We start from the raw sequence: 16,924 nt of genomic DNA, 5'->3' as shown, positions 1-16,924 counted from the left end.
TCTTCGAGGATCTCCAGGGCGATCGCGACCGGGTCGCCTGACGGCTCCGCCGGATGGTCGCCCATCTCGGCGGCCATCCCGCACTGTTCGTCACCGGCGGCGTGCTCGCGCTCGTCGGCGCGCTCCTGATCCTGCGGGTACGCGGCGTACGCTGAACCGCCCCTCCGTCACCTGCCGCCGGGCTCGGCGCTGCGCTCCCACATCGACTTCATCTCCGCGAACCCCTGCTCCATGATCCCCACCATGGCTCGCCGCGCGCGCTCCCCGTCGCGGCGCTGGATCGCCTGGGCCACGTCGGTGTGCAGGTGGAGCGCCTGCTCGTCCGGGTAGTGCGGCATCAGGTGGTAGTGGTGCCGCCCGGCGAGCACCTCGGCGACGATCAGGTGCAGCTTCTCGAACATCTCGTTGCCCGACGCGGCGAGCACCCGCCGGTGGAACTCGATGTCGAGGTCGAGGAAGCGGGTCTCGTCGCCGGCCTTCCCCGCGGCCCACATCTTGGCCGCGAGCCCCACCAGCTCGCTCGCCTCGTCGTCGCTGATGTGGGTGGCGGCCAGCGCGGCCGCGTACGGCTCGATCGCGGTACGCAGCTCCGTGATCGAGCGCATCTGCGCCATGCGCCCGCCGGAGGCGAGCCGCCAGCGGATCACCTGCGGGTCGAAGACGTTCCACGCCCGGGCGGACTGGATCATGATGCCGACCCTGCGCCGGGTCTCGATCAGCCCCATGGACGCGAGCACGCGCAGCACCTCGCGGATCACCGAGCGGGAGACCTGATAGCGGTCGATCAGGTCGTCGATGCTGAGGACGGAGCCGGCGGGCAGCTCGCCGTTGCAGATGACGGTGCCGAGCCGGTCGAGGACCTGAGCGTGCAACCCAGCCTCGGCAGGGGCAGGTGGGGTTGGTGCGCCCTTGGGGGAGGACTGAGTCACGAATAAAGCATATCAATTGAAAGACGATACTTGAATAAGTCAGCTTTTTTGTCCTAGCATCCCGGCATTAACCGGATGTTACGGATACGTGGCGCATAGGGGGCGGCGACCATGAAAGAAAGGCGAGATCACGTGCGACATCGGTCGATCATCGGTGCATCTCTGGCCGTGGTGGTGTCCATGACCCTGTCCGCCTGCGGCGGCGACGACGGCGATGGCGCGTCCACCACGGTCCGGGTCACGCTGGCCAACCACGTGTGGACCGACAACATCAAGAAGGCGCTGCCCGAGTTCGAGAAGCAGAGCGGGCTCAAGGTCGAGATCACCCAGCTCGGCGAGGACCAGCTGTCCGACCAGTACAACGTCAAGCTCAACGCCGGCTCCGCCGACATCGACGTGATGATGTACCGCCCCCTCCAGGAGGGCAAGCTCTTCGCCAAGAACAAGTACCTGGCCGACCTGTCCACCCAGGTCAAGGCCAACGCGAACTGGGACTTCAGCGACTTCCAGGCCGGCCCCGTCGAGGCCACCACGTACGAGGGCAAGCCCGTCGGCGTCCCCATCATCACCGAGCAGGAGGTCCTCTACTACCGCAAGGACCTGCTGGAGAAGGCCGGGCTCGACGCCCCGCCGAAGACCCTCGACGAGCTGAAGGCCGCCGCCGCCAAGATCAAGGAGAGCGAGCCCGACGTCGCCGGGTTCGTCGCGCGCACCGGCAAGTCCGCGGCCGTCACCCAGTTCTCCAGCTTCCTCTACAGCTTCGGCGGCGACTTCGTGGACGCCAACGGCAAGTCCGCGGTCGCCAGCGACGCCGCCAAGCAGGCGTACGCCTTCTACGGCGGCCTGATCAAGGACAGCGGCCCGGCGAACGTCAGCACCGACATGAGCTGGCCCGAGGCGATGGCGATCTTCACCCAGGGCAAGGCCGCCTTCTACACCGAGGCCAACTCGCTCTACCAGAACGCCACCGACCCGGCGAAGTCGAAGGTGTCGGACCAGGTGGGCTTCGCACCGTTCCCTGCGGGTCCGGCGGGTTCGAAGCCGTACAACATCCCGTCGTGGGCGCTCGGCATCAACGAGAGCTCGGAGAACGCGGCCAACGCCTGGAAGTTCATCGAGTGGGCGACCAGCAAGGAGCAGACGCTCGCCCAGCAGAAGTCCGGCGTCCCCGGCGCCCGCGCGTCCGTGTGGGAGAACCCCGAGGGCACCTCGACGTTCCCCAAGGACCTCGCCGAGGCCATCGCGGCCAGCACCCAGGCCGGGGTCGGTCATGATCGGCCGCTGGTCGTGAAGGTGGCCGAGTCCCGCGAGATCGTCGGCCAGCCCATCGTGGACGCGATCACCGGCAAGGACGCGGCGGCGGCCGCCGACGCCGCCAACACCGCGTTCCAGAAGTTCCTGGACGACGAGGCCAGGTAGCAGCTACCTCGCTTCTTTCTGGAGATTCCGTGGCAACGACCACCACCGAGCCGCCGCGCAGCGCGTCCACCCCCACCCCCGCCACGCCGGGGTGGGCGCGCTGGGTGGACGACCACCGCAAATGGCTCTTCGCCGCGCCGGCGATGGCGTTCGTCGCCGCGCTGCTCATCTTCCCGCTGGGCTGGACGATCTTCCTCAGCCTCACCGACGCCGAGGGCTCCGTCCGCGCCGAGAGCGACTTCGTCGGCCTGCGGAACTACCTCGACGTGCTCACCGACACCGAGCGGTTCTGGCCCGCGGTCGGGCGCACGGCCACGTTCACGATCGTGGCGCTGCTGTTCGAGGTGGTCCTCGGGATGGCGATCGCGCTGCTGCTGTGGCGGCCGTTCAAGGGCGAGCGGTGGGTCCGCGTCGCCATCCTGCTGCCGCTCGTCGCCACCCCCGTCGCGGTCGGCATGATGTGGCGGCTCATCTTCGACCCCAACATCGGCCTGGCCAACCAGGCGCTCGGCTGGTTCGGCATCGGGCCACAGCCCTGGCTGGCCGGCCAGCACACCGCGCTGCCCACCACGATCCTCATCGACGTGTGGCAGTGGACGCCGATGGTGGTGCTGATCCTGCTCGCCGGGCTCACCTCGCTGTCGGAGGAGCCGCAGGAGGCCGCCCGCATCGACGGCGCGAGCACCTGGCAGCGCTTCAGGCACGTCACGCTCCCGCTGCTGACGCCCACCCTGACCGTCGCGGTCCTGCTGCGCGGCATCGACGCGCTCAAGACCTTCGACATCCTGTACGCCACCAAGGGCCGCGGGGGCGGCTCGTTCCACGAGGTGGAGACGCTCAACGTGTACGCCTACGGCCTCAGCTTCGACTACAACGAGTACGGCGTCTCGTCCACCGTCCTCATCCTCTTCTTCCTGATCATCATCGGGGCGATGTGGGCCCTGACCGCGCGGCGCAAGGAGGCGAAGCGATGAGGGCCCGGCCCGCGTACCGGATCTTCCGCGCGACCGCGCTCACCGTCGTGGTGCTCGTGCTGGTCGCGCCGCTGGTCTGGATGGTCGCCGCGTCGCTCAAGACGAACGTCGACATCTACGACCCGGCCAAGGCGCTGTCCTTCTCCCCCACGCTGGACAACTACGGCAAGGTGCTCCAGCAGGCCAACTACGTGGAGTTCATCCTCAACAGCCTGTGGGTGGCCTTCGCCGCCACGGTGGCCTCGCTCATCCTGGGAGTGCCCGCGGCGTACTCGATGAGCCGGTTCAGCATGAAGAAGTCGGCGCTGGTCGTGCTGATGGCGCGGATCATCCCCGGCGTCTCGCTGCTCGTGCCGTGGTTCTACGTCTTCTCCAACCTGCGCATGGTCGGCGGCTTCGGGGTGCTGATCATCAGCCACATGTTCGTGTCGCTGCCGCTCGTGGTCTACATCATGATGGGCTACTTCGACAGCCTGCCGACCGAGCTGGAGGAGGCGGCGCTGGTCGACGGGCTGACGCACGTCGGCGCGTTCCGGCGGATCACGCTGCCGCTGTCGGTGCCGGGCATCGCGACCTCGGGGATCCTGTCGTTCATCTTCTCGTGGAACAACTTCATGTTCGCGCTCGTACTGTCCGACGCGGACACCAAGACCCTGCCCGTCGCGATCTTCGACTTCGTCGGGTACGCCAGCATCGACTGGGGCGGCCTGATGGCCGCGACCACCGTGGTCACCCTGCCGATCATGGTGATCGCGCTGTTCGTGCAGAAGTACGTGGTGTCCGGTCTCACCGCCGGCGCCACCAAGGGCTGAGGCTCAGGGCGGTCATGGGCGGTCGAAGAGGCCGCGTTCGAAGGCGGTGGCCACGGCGGCGGCGCGGTCTTTGACGCCCAGCTTGGTGTAGATGTGCAGCAGGTGGCTCTTGACGGTGGCCTCGCTGATGAACAGGCGGGCGGCGGCCTCGCGATTGGTGCAGCCGCGGGCGATCAGGCCGAGTACCTCCAGCTCGCGGGCGCTCAGGGGGTCGGCGGGGGCGCGTACCTGGCCCAGCAACCGGGTGGCCACCGACGGGGACAGCACCGCCTCGCCGCGGGCGGCGGCGCGGACGGCGCGGACGAGCTCGTCGGGCATCGCGTCCTTGAGCAGGTAGCCGGTGGCGCCCGCCTCGATGGCCGGCAGCACGTCGCGATCGGTGTCGTACGTGGTCAGCACCAGCACCCTGGCCGTGCTCCCCCGCTCGGCCAGCATCCGGATCGCGGTGACCCCGTCGGTGCCCGGCATCCGCAGGTCCATGAGGATCACGTCGGGCCGCAGCTCCTCGGCCAGACCGACCGCCTCGGCCCCGTCGCCCGCGACCCCCACCACCTCGAAGCCGGGCTCGCCGGTGAACATGCCGCGCAGCCCGTCCCGCACGATGGGATGGTCGTCGACGACGATCAGCCGGATCGCGCTCATCGCGGCTCCATCGCCGGGACGCTGGCGGAGACAGCGGTGCCCCCGCCCGGCTCCGACTCGACCTCTAAGCCGCCGGCCAGCCGGGTGACCCGCTGCCGCATCGACGTCATGCCGAAACCGCCTCCTTGGGCGCCGGGGACGAACCCGGCGCCGTCGTCGCGTACGTCCAGAGTGACCACGTCGTCCATGTACGACACGGTGACGCCGACCCGGGAGGCGCGGGCGTGCTTGGCCACGTTCGCCAGGGCCTCCTGGCAGACCCGCAGCAGGGTCACCTCGACCTCGGGGTGCAGCGGCCGGGCCGTCCCCGTCGTCGCGAACGCGGCAGGCACCCCGTGCAGGCCCTCCCACCGCCGCACCACCTCCGACAGCGCCTCGGGCAGCCGGGCGGTCTCCAGCTCGGCCGGCCCCACCGCGTGCACGGACCTGCGGGCCTCGGCCAGGCCCTCCCTGGCGAGCTGAGCGGCGTTGTCGAGGTGACGCTGCCAGGTCTCCGGGTCGTCCTTGGCCTTGGCGGCGGCCTGGACCTGGGTGATGATCCCGGCCAGCCCCTGGGCGAGCGTGTCGTGGATCTCCCTGGCCAGCCGCCGCCGCTCGTCGGTGACGCCGGCCTCGCGAGCCTGGAGGAGGAGCTGGGCCTGGAGCCCGGCGTTCTCCCGCATGGTCTCCTCCAGCTTGGCGTTGGTGGCGGCGAGCTGGTCGACCATCTGCTGCCTGCGTACGCTCTGCTCGTTGATCATGTCGCCGAACAGGCTGAACAGGACGACCATCACCACGATGGCGACGATGACCAGCACGTAGGAGGAGATGACGGCCGGGTCGGGGTCGGGCAGCCCGCCGAAGTAGCCGGTGACGGCGGCCGCCGCCGTGGCCGTCACGCCCGCGATCCGCCAGCGGCCTGCCAGCAGCCGCCAGGAGTCCAGGTAGCCGATGAAGGCGAAGAAGCCGGCGAACCACGTGCTGATCAGGCCGAGCGCGGCGATGAGCGCGACCAGGCCGGCGACGTAGACCGCGGCTCTCCTGGCGGTGCGAGCCGGGCGCAGCGCCACCATCCACCCGGCCGCGAGCACGCTCAGCACGACGGCGGCGATCCGCTGCCCCGGCGTGAGGTCGCCGGTGAGCAGCGCGAGCCCGGCCGAGACGACCAGCAGCACGTACGGGATCGCCGCCAGGCCGGCGTTGACCCGCGTGTGGGCGGCGTCGCTCACGCGTGTCTCACTCCCAGCGGAAGAACCGGGCCGCGACCCCACCGATGACCAGCGCATATGCCGCCATTATGGCAAGAAGGAGCGGTTGTGTCGCCGCCCCGCTCCAGGCATCGTGCACGGCCTGCCGGAAGAGCCCGAGCGGCGTGAACCGCCCGATCGTGGCGAGGACCTCGGGCATGGCGTCCACGGGCTGCATCACGCCGCCGAGGAAGGCCAGCGGGAAGTAGAGCAGCACGCCGATGCCGTTCGCGGCCCGGCCGCTGGTGGCCGTCGCCGCGATGAGCAGGCCGACCGAGACGATCGCCGCGGTGCCGAGCAGGAACGCGGCCACCAGCGACGCCACCCGCGCGGGCGCCGCCGCCTGGAAGACCGTCACCGAGACGGCGACGAGCAGCGCCGACGACACCACCGCGAAGACGAGCTGGAGGATCAGCTGCACGCCCAGCAGCGCACCGGGGCTGACCGGCGTCGTGGAGAACCGGCGCAGGATGCCCCGCTCCCGGTAGGTCGCCAGCGTCGTGGGCACCATGTAGAGCCCCACCAGCCCCACCGCGACCGTCATCGAGAGCGCGGGCAGCATGGTGTCGCCCGGCGCCACCCCGCTGCTGAAGACGATGAGGATGAACAGCGGGATCACCATGCTGAAGATCGCGCCGGGGTCGCGCATCAGCAGCTTGGTCTCGACGCCCGTGAGTTTCCCGAAGCCGGTCACGCGTCCTCCTTGGCGTCGAAGGCCCGTCCCGTCAGGGCGACGAACGCGTCGTCGAGAGTGTGCTGCTCGATGCGCAGCTCGGCCACCGGCACCTGGTCACGTGCCAGCGCGGACGTCACCGCCACCGCGAAGTCGCCCCGTCCCGCCACGATGATCTGCTCCCCCGAGCGGGTCACCGACGCCACCCCCGGCAGCCGCGTCAGCAGCGCGTCGTCGAACGGCGCCAGCGGCCTGAACCGCAGGTGCTGGTCGGCGTCCACGTTGGAGATGAGGTTCGCCGGGCTGTCGAGGGCGACGATGCGGCCCCTGTCGAACACCGCGACCCGGTCGCACAGCTCCTCCACCTCGTCCATGAAGTGGCTGACCAGCACGACCGTCACGCCCGCCGCGCGGACCCGCTTGATCAGCTCCCACGTGGACCGCCTGGCGGCCGGGTCGAGGCCCGTCGTCAGCTCGTCGAGGAAGGCCACCTTCGGGTCGCCCACCAGCGCCAGCGCGATGAACAGCCGCTGCTTCTGCCCGCCCGACAGCGAGCCGAACTTCGCCTGCCGCTTCTCGGCCAGCCCCCACTCCTCCAGCAGCGCCCGCCAGTCCTTGGGCGTGCGGTAGAAGGAGGCGAACAGGTCGAGCGCCTCGGCCACCTTGATGTTCTCGGGCAGGAGCGACTGCTGCAGCTGCACGCCCACCAGGTGGCTCAGCTCTTTCCGGTCCTTGACCGGGTCGAGCCCGAGCACCCTGATCGAGCCCCCGTCGGGCCGCCGCAGCCCCTCCACGCACTCCACGGTCGTCGTCTTCCCGGCCCCGTTGGGGCCGAGGATGCCGAAGATCTCACCCTCGGCCACGGAGAACGACACCTCGTTCACCACTGGCAGCCCGCCGTACCGCTTGACGAGCGCGTTCACCTCGATCACCGTCATGCGTTCATGGTGGCGGGGAACACCCTCCGCCCGAATCGCCCAGCCGGCCACGACCCGGCGCGGATCCGGCTGACCGACAAATCAACCGATCGGTTGATGCGCCCTACGTGTGGTCCTTGTCCCCAGGAGTGTCGAGAGGGCGCGTTGAAGAATCATGGAAGAGGCGTTGAGTCACCGGCTCACGTGGCGACCAGGGTCGGGACGAGGACGGCCAGGAGAAGGACCAGGGTCCAGATGGCGGGGGCCGAGCCGAGGGTCTGCTCGCGCAGCGCGTTCGCGCGTTCCGCGGCGGACTGGCCACGGGTGAGCCACCACGGGTTGGCCCGCTCCTCCAGCAGGTTGTACAGGACGCCGACGGCGGCCCCCGCCACCAGGTGGGCGACCAGGGCGGGGAAGGCGGCGGCCAGGTCGGGTGACGGGGCGGCGCCGCGCAGGACGGGCAGCAGGATGAGCGGGCCGAGCAGCCACCACAGGAACCAGTACGACAGGCCCCAGCCGAGCCCGGACACCGGGTCGAAGCTGCGCCCGCGGAAGAACAGCGCGTACGTGACGCCGGCGACGACGCCTTCGACGAGCCCGAGCGGCCCGGCGGCGAGCGCCCCGAACAGGCCCGCCACCAGGCCCAGAGCGACACCGTACGCGGCGGCCGTGAGCCTGGGGACGCCGAGCGGGTCGGGCTGCAGGCGGCGGACGTCGTCGGCGAACAACACCAGCGCCAGCCCGCCGAGCCAGGTGAAGACGGCGCCGGTGCCCGCGCCCAGCAGCAGGTAACCGGGCAGGGCGGGCAGGTCCTCGCGGACCATGGCGATCGACCAGTCGAGCCGCCCGTCGTCGAGGAGGCCGGGCAGGGTCAGGGCGAGCAGGATCCACCAGGCGAAGCCGTACACCATGCCGCGGATCAGCGCGGGCCCGGTGCCCTCGGAGCGGCCGCCGAACAGCAGCGCGTACGCGGCGCCCGCGAACGGGGCCGCGACCAGCAGCTCGTACGGAGTCCGCCCGGTCATGACGTTCAGCCCGAGCACCAGCACGGCGGCGCTCACCAGCGCGGCGACGGCGCCCCTGACCACCGTGGCGAGGCGGACCGGGGCGGACGGCGCCTGCCGCCAGGCGTAGGCGGCGGCGGTGAAGGCGCCGTAGGCGAGGTGGCCGAACAGGCTCGGGGTGAGGCTCTGGCCGCTCGTCAGATCCCAGGTGACGGGCCGGCCGAGCAGGATCGGCAGCAGCGTGAGCGGGCCGAGGAACCACCAGAAGGCGCCGTACACGAGCCCCCAGAACAGCAGCTCGCCCGCCTGGGCGCGCTGCCGCTCGACGAGCAGGCCGAACCCGGCGCCGATGATCATCGCGAACAGCATGTGCACGGCGAACCCGAGCACCACGGAGTCGGTGCGGACGATGGCGGCGACCGTGGGCAGAAAGCCGATCTGCGCCATGATCAGGCCGAACACCAGCCCGCCGACGATGCCTGAGACGGCTCCCCTAGTCATGAGCGATGTCCCTTGGGAAGGCGAGGTCGAGCGACCAGTCGAACAACACCCGCAGTTTCTTCTCCAGCCCCGGCAGCTTGGCCAGGTAGACGGCCCGCCACACCGCCCAGGCCAGGAAGCCGGACAGCCGCAGCCCCCGGATCTCGGCGACGGCGGTGTGGCGGCCGAGCGCGACCAGGGTGCCGAGCGAGCGATGGCGGAACTCGGCCGGCTCGTCGCCCCGCAGCGTCGCGGCCACGTTGTCGGCCAAGGTACGGCCCTGCCGCAGCGCGTGCTGGGCGGTCGGCGGGTACGGCACGCCGTCCGGCCCGAGGACCCGCGCGCAGTCACCGATCGCCCACACGCCTTCCCTGCCCGGCACACGCAACCGGCCGTCGGCGGCCGGCAGCCCCTCCGTCAAGGGGTGGGGCTTGTTGCCCGCCGTCCACACGATCGTGCGGGTGCGGATCTTCTCCCCCTCCTTGAGGAGCGCGGCGTCGGACGTGGCGCCGGACAGCCGGGCGCCCAGCCGGATCTCGATGCCCCTGGCGGTCAGCTTGCGGTGCGCGTACGCGCCGAGCGTGGCGCTCAGCTCGGGCAGGATCCGCTCCCCCGAGTGCACGAGCACGAAGCGCGGCTCGTCGGGACGGATGCCGGGATAGCGGTGCAGCACCCCTTGGACGAGGTCGAACAGCTCGGCGATCAGCTCGCTGCCGGCGAAGCCGCCGCCCGCCACCACGAACGTCAGCAGCTCGCGCCGGTCGCCGCCCGCGAGGTCGCCCGCGAGGTCGGCGGCGTCCAGCAGGTCGAGGACGTGGTGGCGGAGCCGGGTGGCGTCGGCGGTCGTCTTGAGCGTGAACGCGTGCCCGGCCAGCCCCGGCAGGTCGTGGAAGGACGGGATGGAGCCGACGGCGTACACGAGCTGGTCGTACGGCACGGTCGTCCCGTCGCTCACGCGGACCGTCCGTGCGGCGGTGTCCACGGACTCGACCCGCGCGTGCAGGAACGCCGTACGGCTCAGGAAGGCGCGTACGGGGACGCTGATGTGCCGCGGCTCCAGGGCGCCGGTGGCCGCGCCCGCCAGCATCGGCGTGAACAGCAGCGAGCCGGCGTCGCTGATCAGCGTGACCTCGGCGGGCAGCCCCCGGGTGACGAGCCGGTCGAGCCGGCGGGCGGCGGCCAGCCCGCCGAAGCCGCCGCCGACGACGACCACGCGCGCGGTCTTCCGCGGCGGGGCGGCGGCCGGCTGTTCGCGGCGGCGCGGAGCGACGTACAGCAGCACGCCGGTGATGCCGCCGAGCAGCACCTCTCCGGCGAGCGAGCGGAAGTCGCCCGGCGTGATCGTCCAGTGCGGGGCGCCGCCGAGCAGGACGGGCAGCACCGTCAGCGACCAGACGGCCCAGGCGAGCAGCCCGGTCAGCAGGCCGCCCGCCAGGGCGTTGGCCAGGCTGAACAGCCGGGTGCCGAACAGCGCGGCCAGCACGGCACCGAGCAGCGCGGCGTGCGCGAGGAACAGCGCCCACGTCCCTGCGTCGATCATGTCGTTGACCGCCATCAGCGACACCACCGGCACGCCCGACACCAGCCCGGCGAGCAGCCCGAGCCGGCCCGTCCTGGTCCAGAGGCGGGGCAGCAGGGCGGCCAGCGCCGGCGCGGCGAGGACGAGCAGCAGGTTGCGGCCGTAGTCGAGCGGCAGGATGGACGGGTTGTCGCCGCGCCTGCCCAGGGCCAGCACGGTCGGCAGCGTCGCGAGCGTCACCGTGCCGGCCACGATCGCGGCGGCCCGCACCGCCCGGCGCACCCGGCGCAGCGCCCAGCCGGCCAGCAGCACCAGCGGCACCAGGATCGCGTCGTGGGCCACCGCGGCGCCGCCGAACCACCAGGCCCAGCCCACCGGGTCGCTCTCCTTGACCAGCCCGGCGAAGCCGAGCAGGATCAGCGCGGCGCCGGCCGCGTACAGAAGCCATCTCATGTGACGCGCACCGTCCCCACCCATTTGGTCTGCATGACGCCCGGCCGGTTCGGGGCGATGAGGCGTACCGGGTAGCCGTGGTCGGGGTCCAGCGGCCGGCCGTTGAGCTTGAGTGCGAGCAGGGTCAGCGGGTCCTGCCAGTGCGGCCCGCGGACCTCGCTGGTGCGGTAGTAGCCGGTGCGTTCCAGCGACTCCACGGTCAGGACCGCCTCGGGCGCGCCGCCGGCCGCCTCGATGAGGTCGCGCAGGCGGACGCCCGTCCACTCGCACTCCACGCTCCAGCCCTCCACGCAGGCGATCGGCAGGCGTACCGTGTGCTGCGGCATGCGGGCCAGCTCGTCGTAGCCGATCGTCAGCTCCGTACGCACCGCACCCGTCACGACCAGCCGGTACGCCCCCGGATCAACCTGGGTGACCCCGGCCGCCGCGGCGGACCGGTTGACCGGCACGCCCTGCGGCCCGATGTCCGGGTCGCGCGGCGCGAGCACCGCCAGCCGCTTGAGCGGCGTGACGGTCTCGCCCGCGGTGACCAGCGCCGCCACGCCGCACGCGGCGGCCACGGTGGCGAGGAAGCGACGCCGGTCCGGGTCCTCGACCTGGGTGAAGGCGTGCCGCCGCACCTTGGCCCACTCGTTGACGACGTGGATGATGAGCGCGCCGTAGACGATGAACGCGGTCCAGTAGTGCGCCTGAATGAACCCGAACGGCCACAGGTACGTGTACGCGATGTTCATCAGCCCCGTGACGAGCTGGAACAACGCGCCCGCGACCAGCAGCAGCACCGACAGCCGCTCGGCCGCGTGCCCGGCTGAGCGCAGCGGCGGCCACTGCCACAGCTTCGGGTAGACCGTCCACAGCTTGGCCAGCAGCAGCGGCACCGTGGCGATGCCGCCGATGACGTGCAGCCCCTGCGTCACCCGATAGAGGTTGACCGGCCGCGACGGCCACAGCAGCCACGCGGGCGGGTGCTGCACGTAGTGGCTGAACAGCCCGGTCGCGAACGCGACGGTGAAGCTGACGCCCAGCCACATGCCCAGCTTGGCCGCCACCTTCTCCGAGTGCAGCCGGCTGGTGAACCGGCCCGGCAGCGACCGGCCGAGGTCCGTTACCTGCCTCAGGCGCGTGCTCATGGTCGGGCTCCCGCGGGTCGGCTACGCGTGCTCGCGCACGTAGCGGATCATTCCGGCGACGTCCTCGGGGACCAGGCGGCCGATGGCGCCGCTGGAGTAGACGCTGACGAGGACCCGGCCCTGCGGGTCGAGCAGGAAGCCGGTCGACTGCAGGTAGAGGGGGTCCTCGTTGACGAAGGCGCCGGTCGCCTCGGCGTACGCGCGGGCGTCCGCGCTGTGGCCCACCGGGAACCGCAGGCCGTGCTTGCCGATCGTCTCCTTGGTGGTGGCCTCGTCGTCCACGGAGACGGCGACCACCTTGGTGTCGAGGTCGGCGAGCTTGTCCAGCGACCGCTGGAACGCGCGCAGCTGCGCGTTGCAGTACGGGCACCACGCGCCGCGGTAGAACAGCACCACGCCGAAGTGGCCGGCGAACGCGCCCGGCAGCTCGAGGGTCTCCGATCCGGGCAGCGTCACGGTCAGGTTCGGGAACGTGTCCCCGGCGTTCAGCAGGCTCATGGCTTTTCCTTCCGTTGATGGTGGTCAGGCGTCGAAGTCCCAGATCTGGGCGGTGCCGTTGTCGCGGGCCAGCCGGTCGAGCAGCGTCCTGGCCGACTGCTCGGGCGTGATCAGCCGCCCCTCGGTGTGCGAGCGGATGAACCGCTCGTGCAGCGCGGCGCCGATCCGGCCGGGGTCCTGGGCGCGGATGTAGCCCGGCATGGCCGTGTCCACCAGCCCCGGGCGGTAGACGTTGACGGTGACGCCGGTGCCGTCGAGCTCCAGCGCGAGGTTGAGGGTGTGGGCTTCGAGCGCGGTCTTGGTGGTGACGTACGCGTTGCCGCCGATCATGCTGCCCGGGCGGGTGACGGCCCCGGTGGAGACGTTGACGACGCGGCCCCAGCCCCGGTCGAGCATCCCGGGCACGAACGCGACGGCCAGCGTCACGGGGGCGAGCACGTTGACGCGCATCGCCGCCGCCCACTCGCCGACGTCCACGGCGGGCGTCTCCCCCAGCGGCCACACCACGCCGGCGTTGTTGACGAGGATGTCGACGGCGCCCAGCTCGTCGCGTACGCGGGCGATCGCCTCGGCCAGCCGCCCGTCGTCGCCGAGGTCCGCGGGCACCACGTACGCGGTGCCGCCCTGCTCCTTGATCAGACCGGCCGTACCGGCCAGCTCGTCCTCCGACCGCGCGAGCAGCGCGACCTTCGCGCCGCCCGCGGCCAGGCCGACGGCGGTCGCCCGGCCGATGCCCCGGCCGGCCCCGGTGACCAGGGCGGCCCTGCCTTTGAACGGATGAGTCATGCCCCGTTCGCGACGATCAGGGGCGAGCCCTTACCTCGATGTGACGCAGGTCACATCAATCGTCGGTGATTGCGGCCAGCAGGCCCTCGAAGTCGTCGGCGCACGGGCCGCAGGCGCGCAGGTGCGCGGCGATGCCCGGATAGCGCCGCGCGGCCCCGGCGTCCTCGGCCACCAGCTCGACATAGACGTGCAGCATGGCGATCGCCTCCTCGCAGCCCACGTCGCGGGGGTCGGTCCGCAGGAAGCGGTCGAGCTCGGCCCAGTCGTTCACGGGCGCCTCACCATGTCGTCGACGTCGCTCACGTATCCCTTAGCGGCGAGCGCCGCCCTGAGCTTACGTCTGGCGTCGAACATCGTCTTGTAGATGGCGTTGCGGTTGGTGCCCATCTCGGCGGCGAGGACGTCGAGCGGCACCCCGGTGAGCACCAGGGCCACGAAGACGCGGCGCTGGTGCTCGGTCAGCTGGTCGAGCACGGCCTGGCGCAGCGCGGCGAGCAGGTCGCGCCACTCCGACTCCTTGGCCGGGTCGAGCCCGAACCGGTCGGGCAGCCGCTCCCACTGCTCGCCTTCGAGCGGCAGGGCCGGCTCGCGCCAGAAGTGCCGCGCGACCTTCCCGGCCACCTCCAGCACGACGAACTTGTAGGCCCAGGTCGTGAACCGGCTCTCGCCACGGAAGTCGCCGACCTTGCGGGTGATGGCGAGCAGCGCGTCGGAGGTGGCCTGCTGGGCGAGGTCGTCGAGCTCGGGCCCGGTCACGCCGAGCCGCGCCGCGCGCCTGCCCACCTCTTTCCTGGCGATGCGCAGCAGTAGCTCGTGCAGCCGCCCGACGGCCGCCTGCCGCTCGGGCCCCGTGCAGCGCAGCGCCCGCACCCACGCGGCAGACTCGTCGTCCAGCACAGCCGGGCCACCTCCCCCCACGCACGCATCGTAGCGAGATCTACTCCCGGCGCTCCGCGTCCGTGTCCTTGTCGTCGTCGGCGGGGCTGATCATCAGCTCGAAGTCGTCGTCGTACTTCTCGCGGCCGGTCTCGACGGCCGAGTGCACGATCTCCACGCCGCGCTTGCCGCGCAGGATCAGCGGGTCGTGGCGCAGGTCGCGGGTGAGCGCCACGCACATCGCCACCATCACCAGCATGAACGGCACCGCGGCCAGGATCGTGACGTTCTGCAGCCCGGTAAGCGCCGCCTCGCCACCGCCGCCGAGCAGCAGCATGATGGCCGCGACCGCGCCGGTCAGCACGCCCCAGAAGATCACGATGGGCCGGGTGGGCCGCAGGCAGCCGCTCTGGGAGAGCGTGCCCATGACGACGGAGGCGGCGTCGGCTCCCGAGACGAAGAAGATGCCCACCAGCACCACCACCAGCACGGTCGTGACGCCCACCAGCGGGAACTGGTTCAGCACCGCGAACAGCTGGCCCTCGGCGGTGGCCTCGCGGGTCAGGCCCGCCCCCTCGGCCTCCAGCGACATCGCGGTGCCGCCGAAGATGGCGAACCAGACCAGGCTGACCAGGCTGGGCACCAGGATCACGCCGCCGACGAACTGCCGGATCGTCCGTCCCCTGCTGATCCTGGCGATGAACATGCCGACGAACGGCGTCCAGGAGATCCACCACGCCCAGTAGAACACCGACCAGGTCGACAGCCAGTCGGCGACCCGGTCACCCCCGGTCGCCTCGGTACGCCCGGCGAGCCCGGCCAGCTCCCCCAGGTAGGAGGCGACGGAGGTGGGCAGCAGGTTGAGGATCAGCACGGTCGGGCCCACGATGAAGACGAACGCGGCGAGGAACACCGCCAGCAGCATGTTGGTGTTGGACAGCCACTGGATGCCCTTCTCCACCCCCGACACCGCCGACGCCACGAACGCCAGGGTCAGCACCGCGATGATGACGATGAGCAGGCCGACCCCGGTCCTCGCCATCAGCCCGGCCTCCCTGACGCCGCTGCCGATCTGCAGCGCGCCGAGGCCGAGCGAGGCGGCCGAGCCGAACAGGGTGGCCAGGATGGCCAGCACGTCGATCACCTTGCCCGCCCAGCCGCCGGCGTGCCTGGCGCCGATCAGCGAGGTGAACACCGCGCTGATCGTCTGCCGCCGGCCCCTGCGGAACGTGCCGTACGCGATGGCCAGGCCGACCACGGCGTAGATCGACCAGGGGTGCAGCGTCCAGTGGAAGAGCGTGGTGGCCATCGCGGTGCTCATCCGCGCGGCCGCGGGCGCCGTGGCCTCGTGGGTGCCGGGCGGCGGCTCGGTGAAGTGCGTGAGCGGCTCGTTCACCCCGTAGAACATCAGCCCGATGCCCATGCCGGCGCTGAACATCATCGCGACCCAGGACACCGTCCTGAACTCGGGCTGCTCGTCCTCCGCGCCGAGCGTGATCCGCCCGTACTTGCTGAGCGCCAGCCACAGCACGAACACCACCAGGCCCGAGGCGACCAGCACGAACGCCCAGCCCAGGTTGTGCATGGTGGCCGCGAGCAGCGCGCTCGACACGTCCTGCAGCGAGCCGGTGGCGACCGCGCCCCAGACGATGAAGACCAGGGTCAGGACGGCGGCCACACCGAACACCGCCCAGTCCGTACGGGGCGAGCGGGCGGCGTCGCGGCCATCCGAAGTCGGCATGGGCTCTCCTGCTGTTCCACGAACCCTCTGGCCCCTCTCGTCTCCAGGTCCGTGGCAGGGTAAACGGATTCGGCCTGGTCAGGCCCCCTGGCTCAGCACGCTCGACAGGAACGCCCTGGTCCGCTCGTGCCCGGGGGCGGCGACCAGCTCGGCGGGCGCGCCGCTCTCGACCACGACCCCGTCGGCGAAGAACGTCAGCCGGTCGCCGACCTCCCTGGCGAAGGCGATCTCGTGGGTGACCACGACCATGGTCATGCCATCGGCGGCCAGGCCGCGCATCACCTCCAGCACCTCGTCCACCAGCTCGGGGTCCAGCGCCGACGTGGGCTCGTCGAACAGCATCAGCTCGGGCTTCATGGCCAGCGCCCTGGCGATGGCGACGCGCTGCTGCTGCCCGCCGGAGAGCTGGTGGGGCCGCTTGTGCGCGTGGCCGGCCAGCCCGACCCTGTCGAGGTGCTCCATCGCGCTCTCGCGCGCCCGCTCGGCCGGCACGCCGAGGACGTGCACGGGCGCGCAGGCCACGTTCTCCAGCGCGCTCTGGTGGGCGAACAGGTTGAAGCGCTGGAACACCATGCCGATCCTGCGGCGGAAGGCGGCGAACTCCTTCGGCGTCCAGGGCCGGTAGCGGCCGTCGCGCAGCGTGTGGCCGACCTCCTCGCCCAGCACCCGCAGGCTGCCGCCGAGCACCGGCTCAAGGCCGTTCACACAGCGCAGGAACGTCGACTTGCCCGACCCCGACGGCCCGATGACGCAGCTCACCTCGCCGGGCGCGACCGCGAAGTCCACGCCGTTGAGCACCTGCGTGTCGCCGTAGCTCATCCGCACGCCCTGGGCGTGCACGACCG

17 protein-coding genes are annotated in these 16,924 nt (G+C 71.4%); 3 read left to right on the top strand and 14 right to left on the bottom strand.

Features of this window, described 5'->3' with window-relative positions; translation table 11 throughout:
• Positions 1–167 precede the first annotated feature (167 nt).
• Complete coding sequence (locus AB0K18_RS28680; protein WP_364920075.1) at positions 168–929, bottom strand: FCD domain-containing protein; 762 nt, start codon at positions 927–929, stop codon at positions 168–170.
• Between the two features lie 132 nt (positions 930–1,061).
• Between AB0K18_RS28680 and AB0K18_RS28675 the strand changes: the two genes are divergently transcribed.
• The 3 genes from AB0K18_RS28675 to AB0K18_RS28665 are packed head-to-tail and all read left to right on the top strand — an operon-like array spanning position 1,062 to position 4,134.
• On the top strand, positions 1,062–2,348 hold the full coding sequence (locus AB0K18_RS28675) for a sugar ABC transporter substrate-binding protein (protein ID WP_364920072.1): 1,287 nt from the start codon (positions 1,062–1,064) through the stop codon (positions 2,346–2,348).
• A gap of 29 nt (positions 2,349–2,377) precedes the next feature.
• Positions 2,378–3,322: a sugar ABC transporter permease gene (locus AB0K18_RS28670; protein ID WP_364920070.1), complete on the top strand. Its 945-nt coding sequence runs from the start codon at positions 2,378–2,380 to the stop codon at positions 3,320–3,322.
• On the top strand, positions 3,319–4,134 hold the full coding sequence (locus AB0K18_RS28665) for a carbohydrate ABC transporter permease (protein WP_364920067.1): 816 nt from the start codon (positions 3,319–3,321) through the stop codon (positions 4,132–4,134). Before AB0K18_RS28670 ends, AB0K18_RS28665 begins: the two co-directional genes overlap by 4 nt.
• 12 nt (positions 4,135–4,146) lie before the next feature.
• Here AB0K18_RS28665 and AB0K18_RS28660 read toward each other — a convergent pair whose 3' ends face one another.
• The 13 genes from AB0K18_RS28660 to AB0K18_RS28600 all read right to left on the bottom strand — a co-directional run bounded on the left by AB0K18_RS28660 (position 4,147) and on the right by AB0K18_RS28600 (position 16,898).
• A complete protein-coding gene (locus AB0K18_RS28660; protein WP_364920065.1) occupies positions 4,147–4,776 on the bottom strand; it encodes a response regulator transcription factor in 630 nt (209 codons plus the stop codon).
• Positions 4,773–5,984, bottom strand: coding sequence for a sensor histidine kinase (locus tag AB0K18_RS28655; protein WP_364920062.1), 1,212 nt, complete (start codon positions 5,982–5,984; stop codon positions 4,773–4,775). The genes AB0K18_RS28660 and AB0K18_RS28655 overlap by 4 nt, the downstream gene beginning before the upstream one ends.
• A gap of 7 nt (positions 5,985–5,991) precedes the next feature.
• Positions 5,992–6,696, bottom strand: a complete 705-nt coding sequence (locus AB0K18_RS28650) for an ABC transporter permease (protein WP_355412271.1) — start codon at positions 6,694–6,696, stop codon at positions 5,992–5,994.
• Positions 6,693–7,613 carry an ABC transporter ATP-binding protein gene (locus tag AB0K18_RS28645; RefSeq protein ID WP_364920060.1) on the bottom strand — a complete coding sequence of 307 codons (921 nt, stop codon included), beginning with the start codon at positions 7,611–7,613 and terminating at the stop codon, positions 6,693–6,695. The genes AB0K18_RS28650 and AB0K18_RS28645 overlap by 4 nt, the downstream gene beginning before the upstream one ends.
• Before the next feature lie 179 nt (positions 7,614–7,792).
• A complete protein-coding gene (locus AB0K18_RS28640; protein ID WP_364920058.1) occupies positions 7,793–9,097 on the bottom strand; it encodes a hypothetical protein in 1,305 nt (434 codons plus the stop codon).
• Positions 9,090–11,048 carry an NAD(P)/FAD-dependent oxidoreductase gene (locus tag AB0K18_RS28635; protein ID WP_364920055.1) on the bottom strand — a complete coding sequence of 653 codons (1,959 nt, stop codon included), beginning with the start codon at positions 11,046–11,048 and terminating at the stop codon, positions 9,090–9,092. Before AB0K18_RS28635 ends, AB0K18_RS28640 begins: the two co-directional genes overlap by 8 nt.
• Positions 11,045–12,178 (bottom strand): molybdopterin-dependent oxidoreductase, encoded by a 1,134-nt coding sequence (locus AB0K18_RS28630; RefSeq protein ID WP_364920052.1) that lies wholly within the window; start codon positions 12,176–12,178, stop codon positions 11,045–11,047. The genes AB0K18_RS28635 and AB0K18_RS28630 overlap by 4 nt, the downstream gene beginning before the upstream one ends.
• Positions 12,179–12,199: 21 nt before the next feature.
• A complete protein-coding gene (locus AB0K18_RS28625) occupies positions 12,200–12,676 on the bottom strand; it encodes a peroxiredoxin family protein (protein WP_364920049.1) in 477 nt (158 codons plus the stop codon).
• Positions 12,677–12,700: 24 nt separating this feature from the next.
• On the bottom strand, positions 12,701–13,462 hold the full coding sequence (locus AB0K18_RS28620; RefSeq protein WP_364920047.1) for an SDR family oxidoreductase: 762 nt from the start codon (positions 13,460–13,462) through the stop codon (positions 12,701–12,703).
• 55 nt (positions 13,463–13,517) lie between these two features.
• Positions 13,518–13,733: a hypothetical protein gene (locus tag AB0K18_RS28615; RefSeq protein ID WP_364920044.1), complete on the bottom strand. Its 216-nt coding sequence runs from the start codon at positions 13,731–13,733 to the stop codon at positions 13,518–13,520.
• The gene (locus tag AB0K18_RS28610; RefSeq protein WP_364920043.1) at positions 13,730–14,359 is read right to left on the bottom strand and encodes a sigma-70 family RNA polymerase sigma factor; all 630 of its coding nucleotides are present in this window, start codon (positions 14,357–14,359) and stop codon (positions 13,730–13,732) included. The genes AB0K18_RS28615 and AB0K18_RS28610 overlap by 4 nt, the downstream gene beginning before the upstream one ends.
• Before the next feature lie 40 nt (positions 14,360–14,399).
• On the bottom strand, positions 14,400–16,079 hold the full coding sequence (locus AB0K18_RS28605) for a BCCT family transporter (RefSeq protein WP_364920040.1): 1,680 nt from the start codon (positions 16,077–16,079) through the stop codon (positions 14,400–14,402).
• 78 nt (positions 16,080–16,157) lie between these two features.
• Positions 16,158–16,898, bottom strand: a complete 741-nt coding sequence (locus tag AB0K18_RS28600) for an amino acid ABC transporter ATP-binding protein (protein ID WP_364920238.1) — start codon at positions 16,896–16,898, stop codon at positions 16,158–16,160.
• Between the last annotated feature and the right edge of the window lie 26 nt (positions 16,899–16,924).

The organism is Nonomuraea sp. NPDC049421, from assembly GCF_040677005.1.
GTDB classification, from domain to species: Bacteria; Actinomycetota; Actinomycetes; order Streptosporangiales; family Streptosporangiaceae; genus Nonomuraea; species Nonomuraea salmonea.
Note: the sequence above shows the minus strand (reverse complement) of the source record. Positions and strands in the feature narration are given on the sequence as shown.

Excerpts from the sequence above, each read along its gene's own strand:
- AB0K18_RS28665 (WP_364920067.1), top strand. The coding sequence starts at position 3,319 with ATGAGGGCCCGGCCCGCGTACCGGATCTTCCGCGCGACCGCGCTCACC.
- AB0K18_RS28660 (WP_364920065.1), bottom strand. The coding sequence starts at position 4,776 with ATGAGCGCGATCCGGCTGATCGTCGTCGACGACCATCCCATCGTGCGG.
- AB0K18_RS28645 (WP_364920060.1), bottom strand. The coding sequence starts at position 7,613 with ATGACGGTGATCGAGGTGAACGCGCTCGTCAAGCGGTACGGCGGGCTG.
- AB0K18_RS28640 (WP_364920058.1), bottom strand. The coding sequence starts at position 9,097 with ATGACTAGGGGAGCCGTCTCAGGCATCGTCGGCGGGCTGGTGTTCGGC.
- AB0K18_RS28635 (WP_364920055.1), bottom strand. The coding sequence starts at position 11,048 with ATGAGATGGCTTCTGTACGCGGCCGGCGCCGCGCTGATCCTGCTCGGC.
- AB0K18_RS28630 (WP_364920052.1), bottom strand. The coding sequence starts at position 12,178 with ATGAGCACGCGCCTGAGGCAGGTAACGGACCTCGGCCGGTCGCTGCCG.
- AB0K18_RS28625 (WP_364920049.1), bottom strand. The coding sequence starts at position 12,676 with ATGAGCCTGCTGAACGCCGGGGACACGTTCCCGAACCTGACCGTGACG.
- AB0K18_RS28620 (WP_364920047.1), bottom strand. The coding sequence starts at position 13,462 with ATGACTCATCCGTTCAAAGGCAGGGCCGCCCTGGTCACCGGGGCCGGC.
- AB0K18_RS28605 (WP_364920040.1), bottom strand. The coding sequence starts at position 16,079 with ATGCCGACTTCGGATGGCCGCGACGCCGCCCGCTCGCCCCGTACGGAC.
- AB0K18_RS28600 (WP_364920238.1), bottom strand. The coding sequence starts at position 16,898 with ATGAGCTACGGCGACACGCAGGTGCTCAACGGCGTGGACTTCGCGGTC.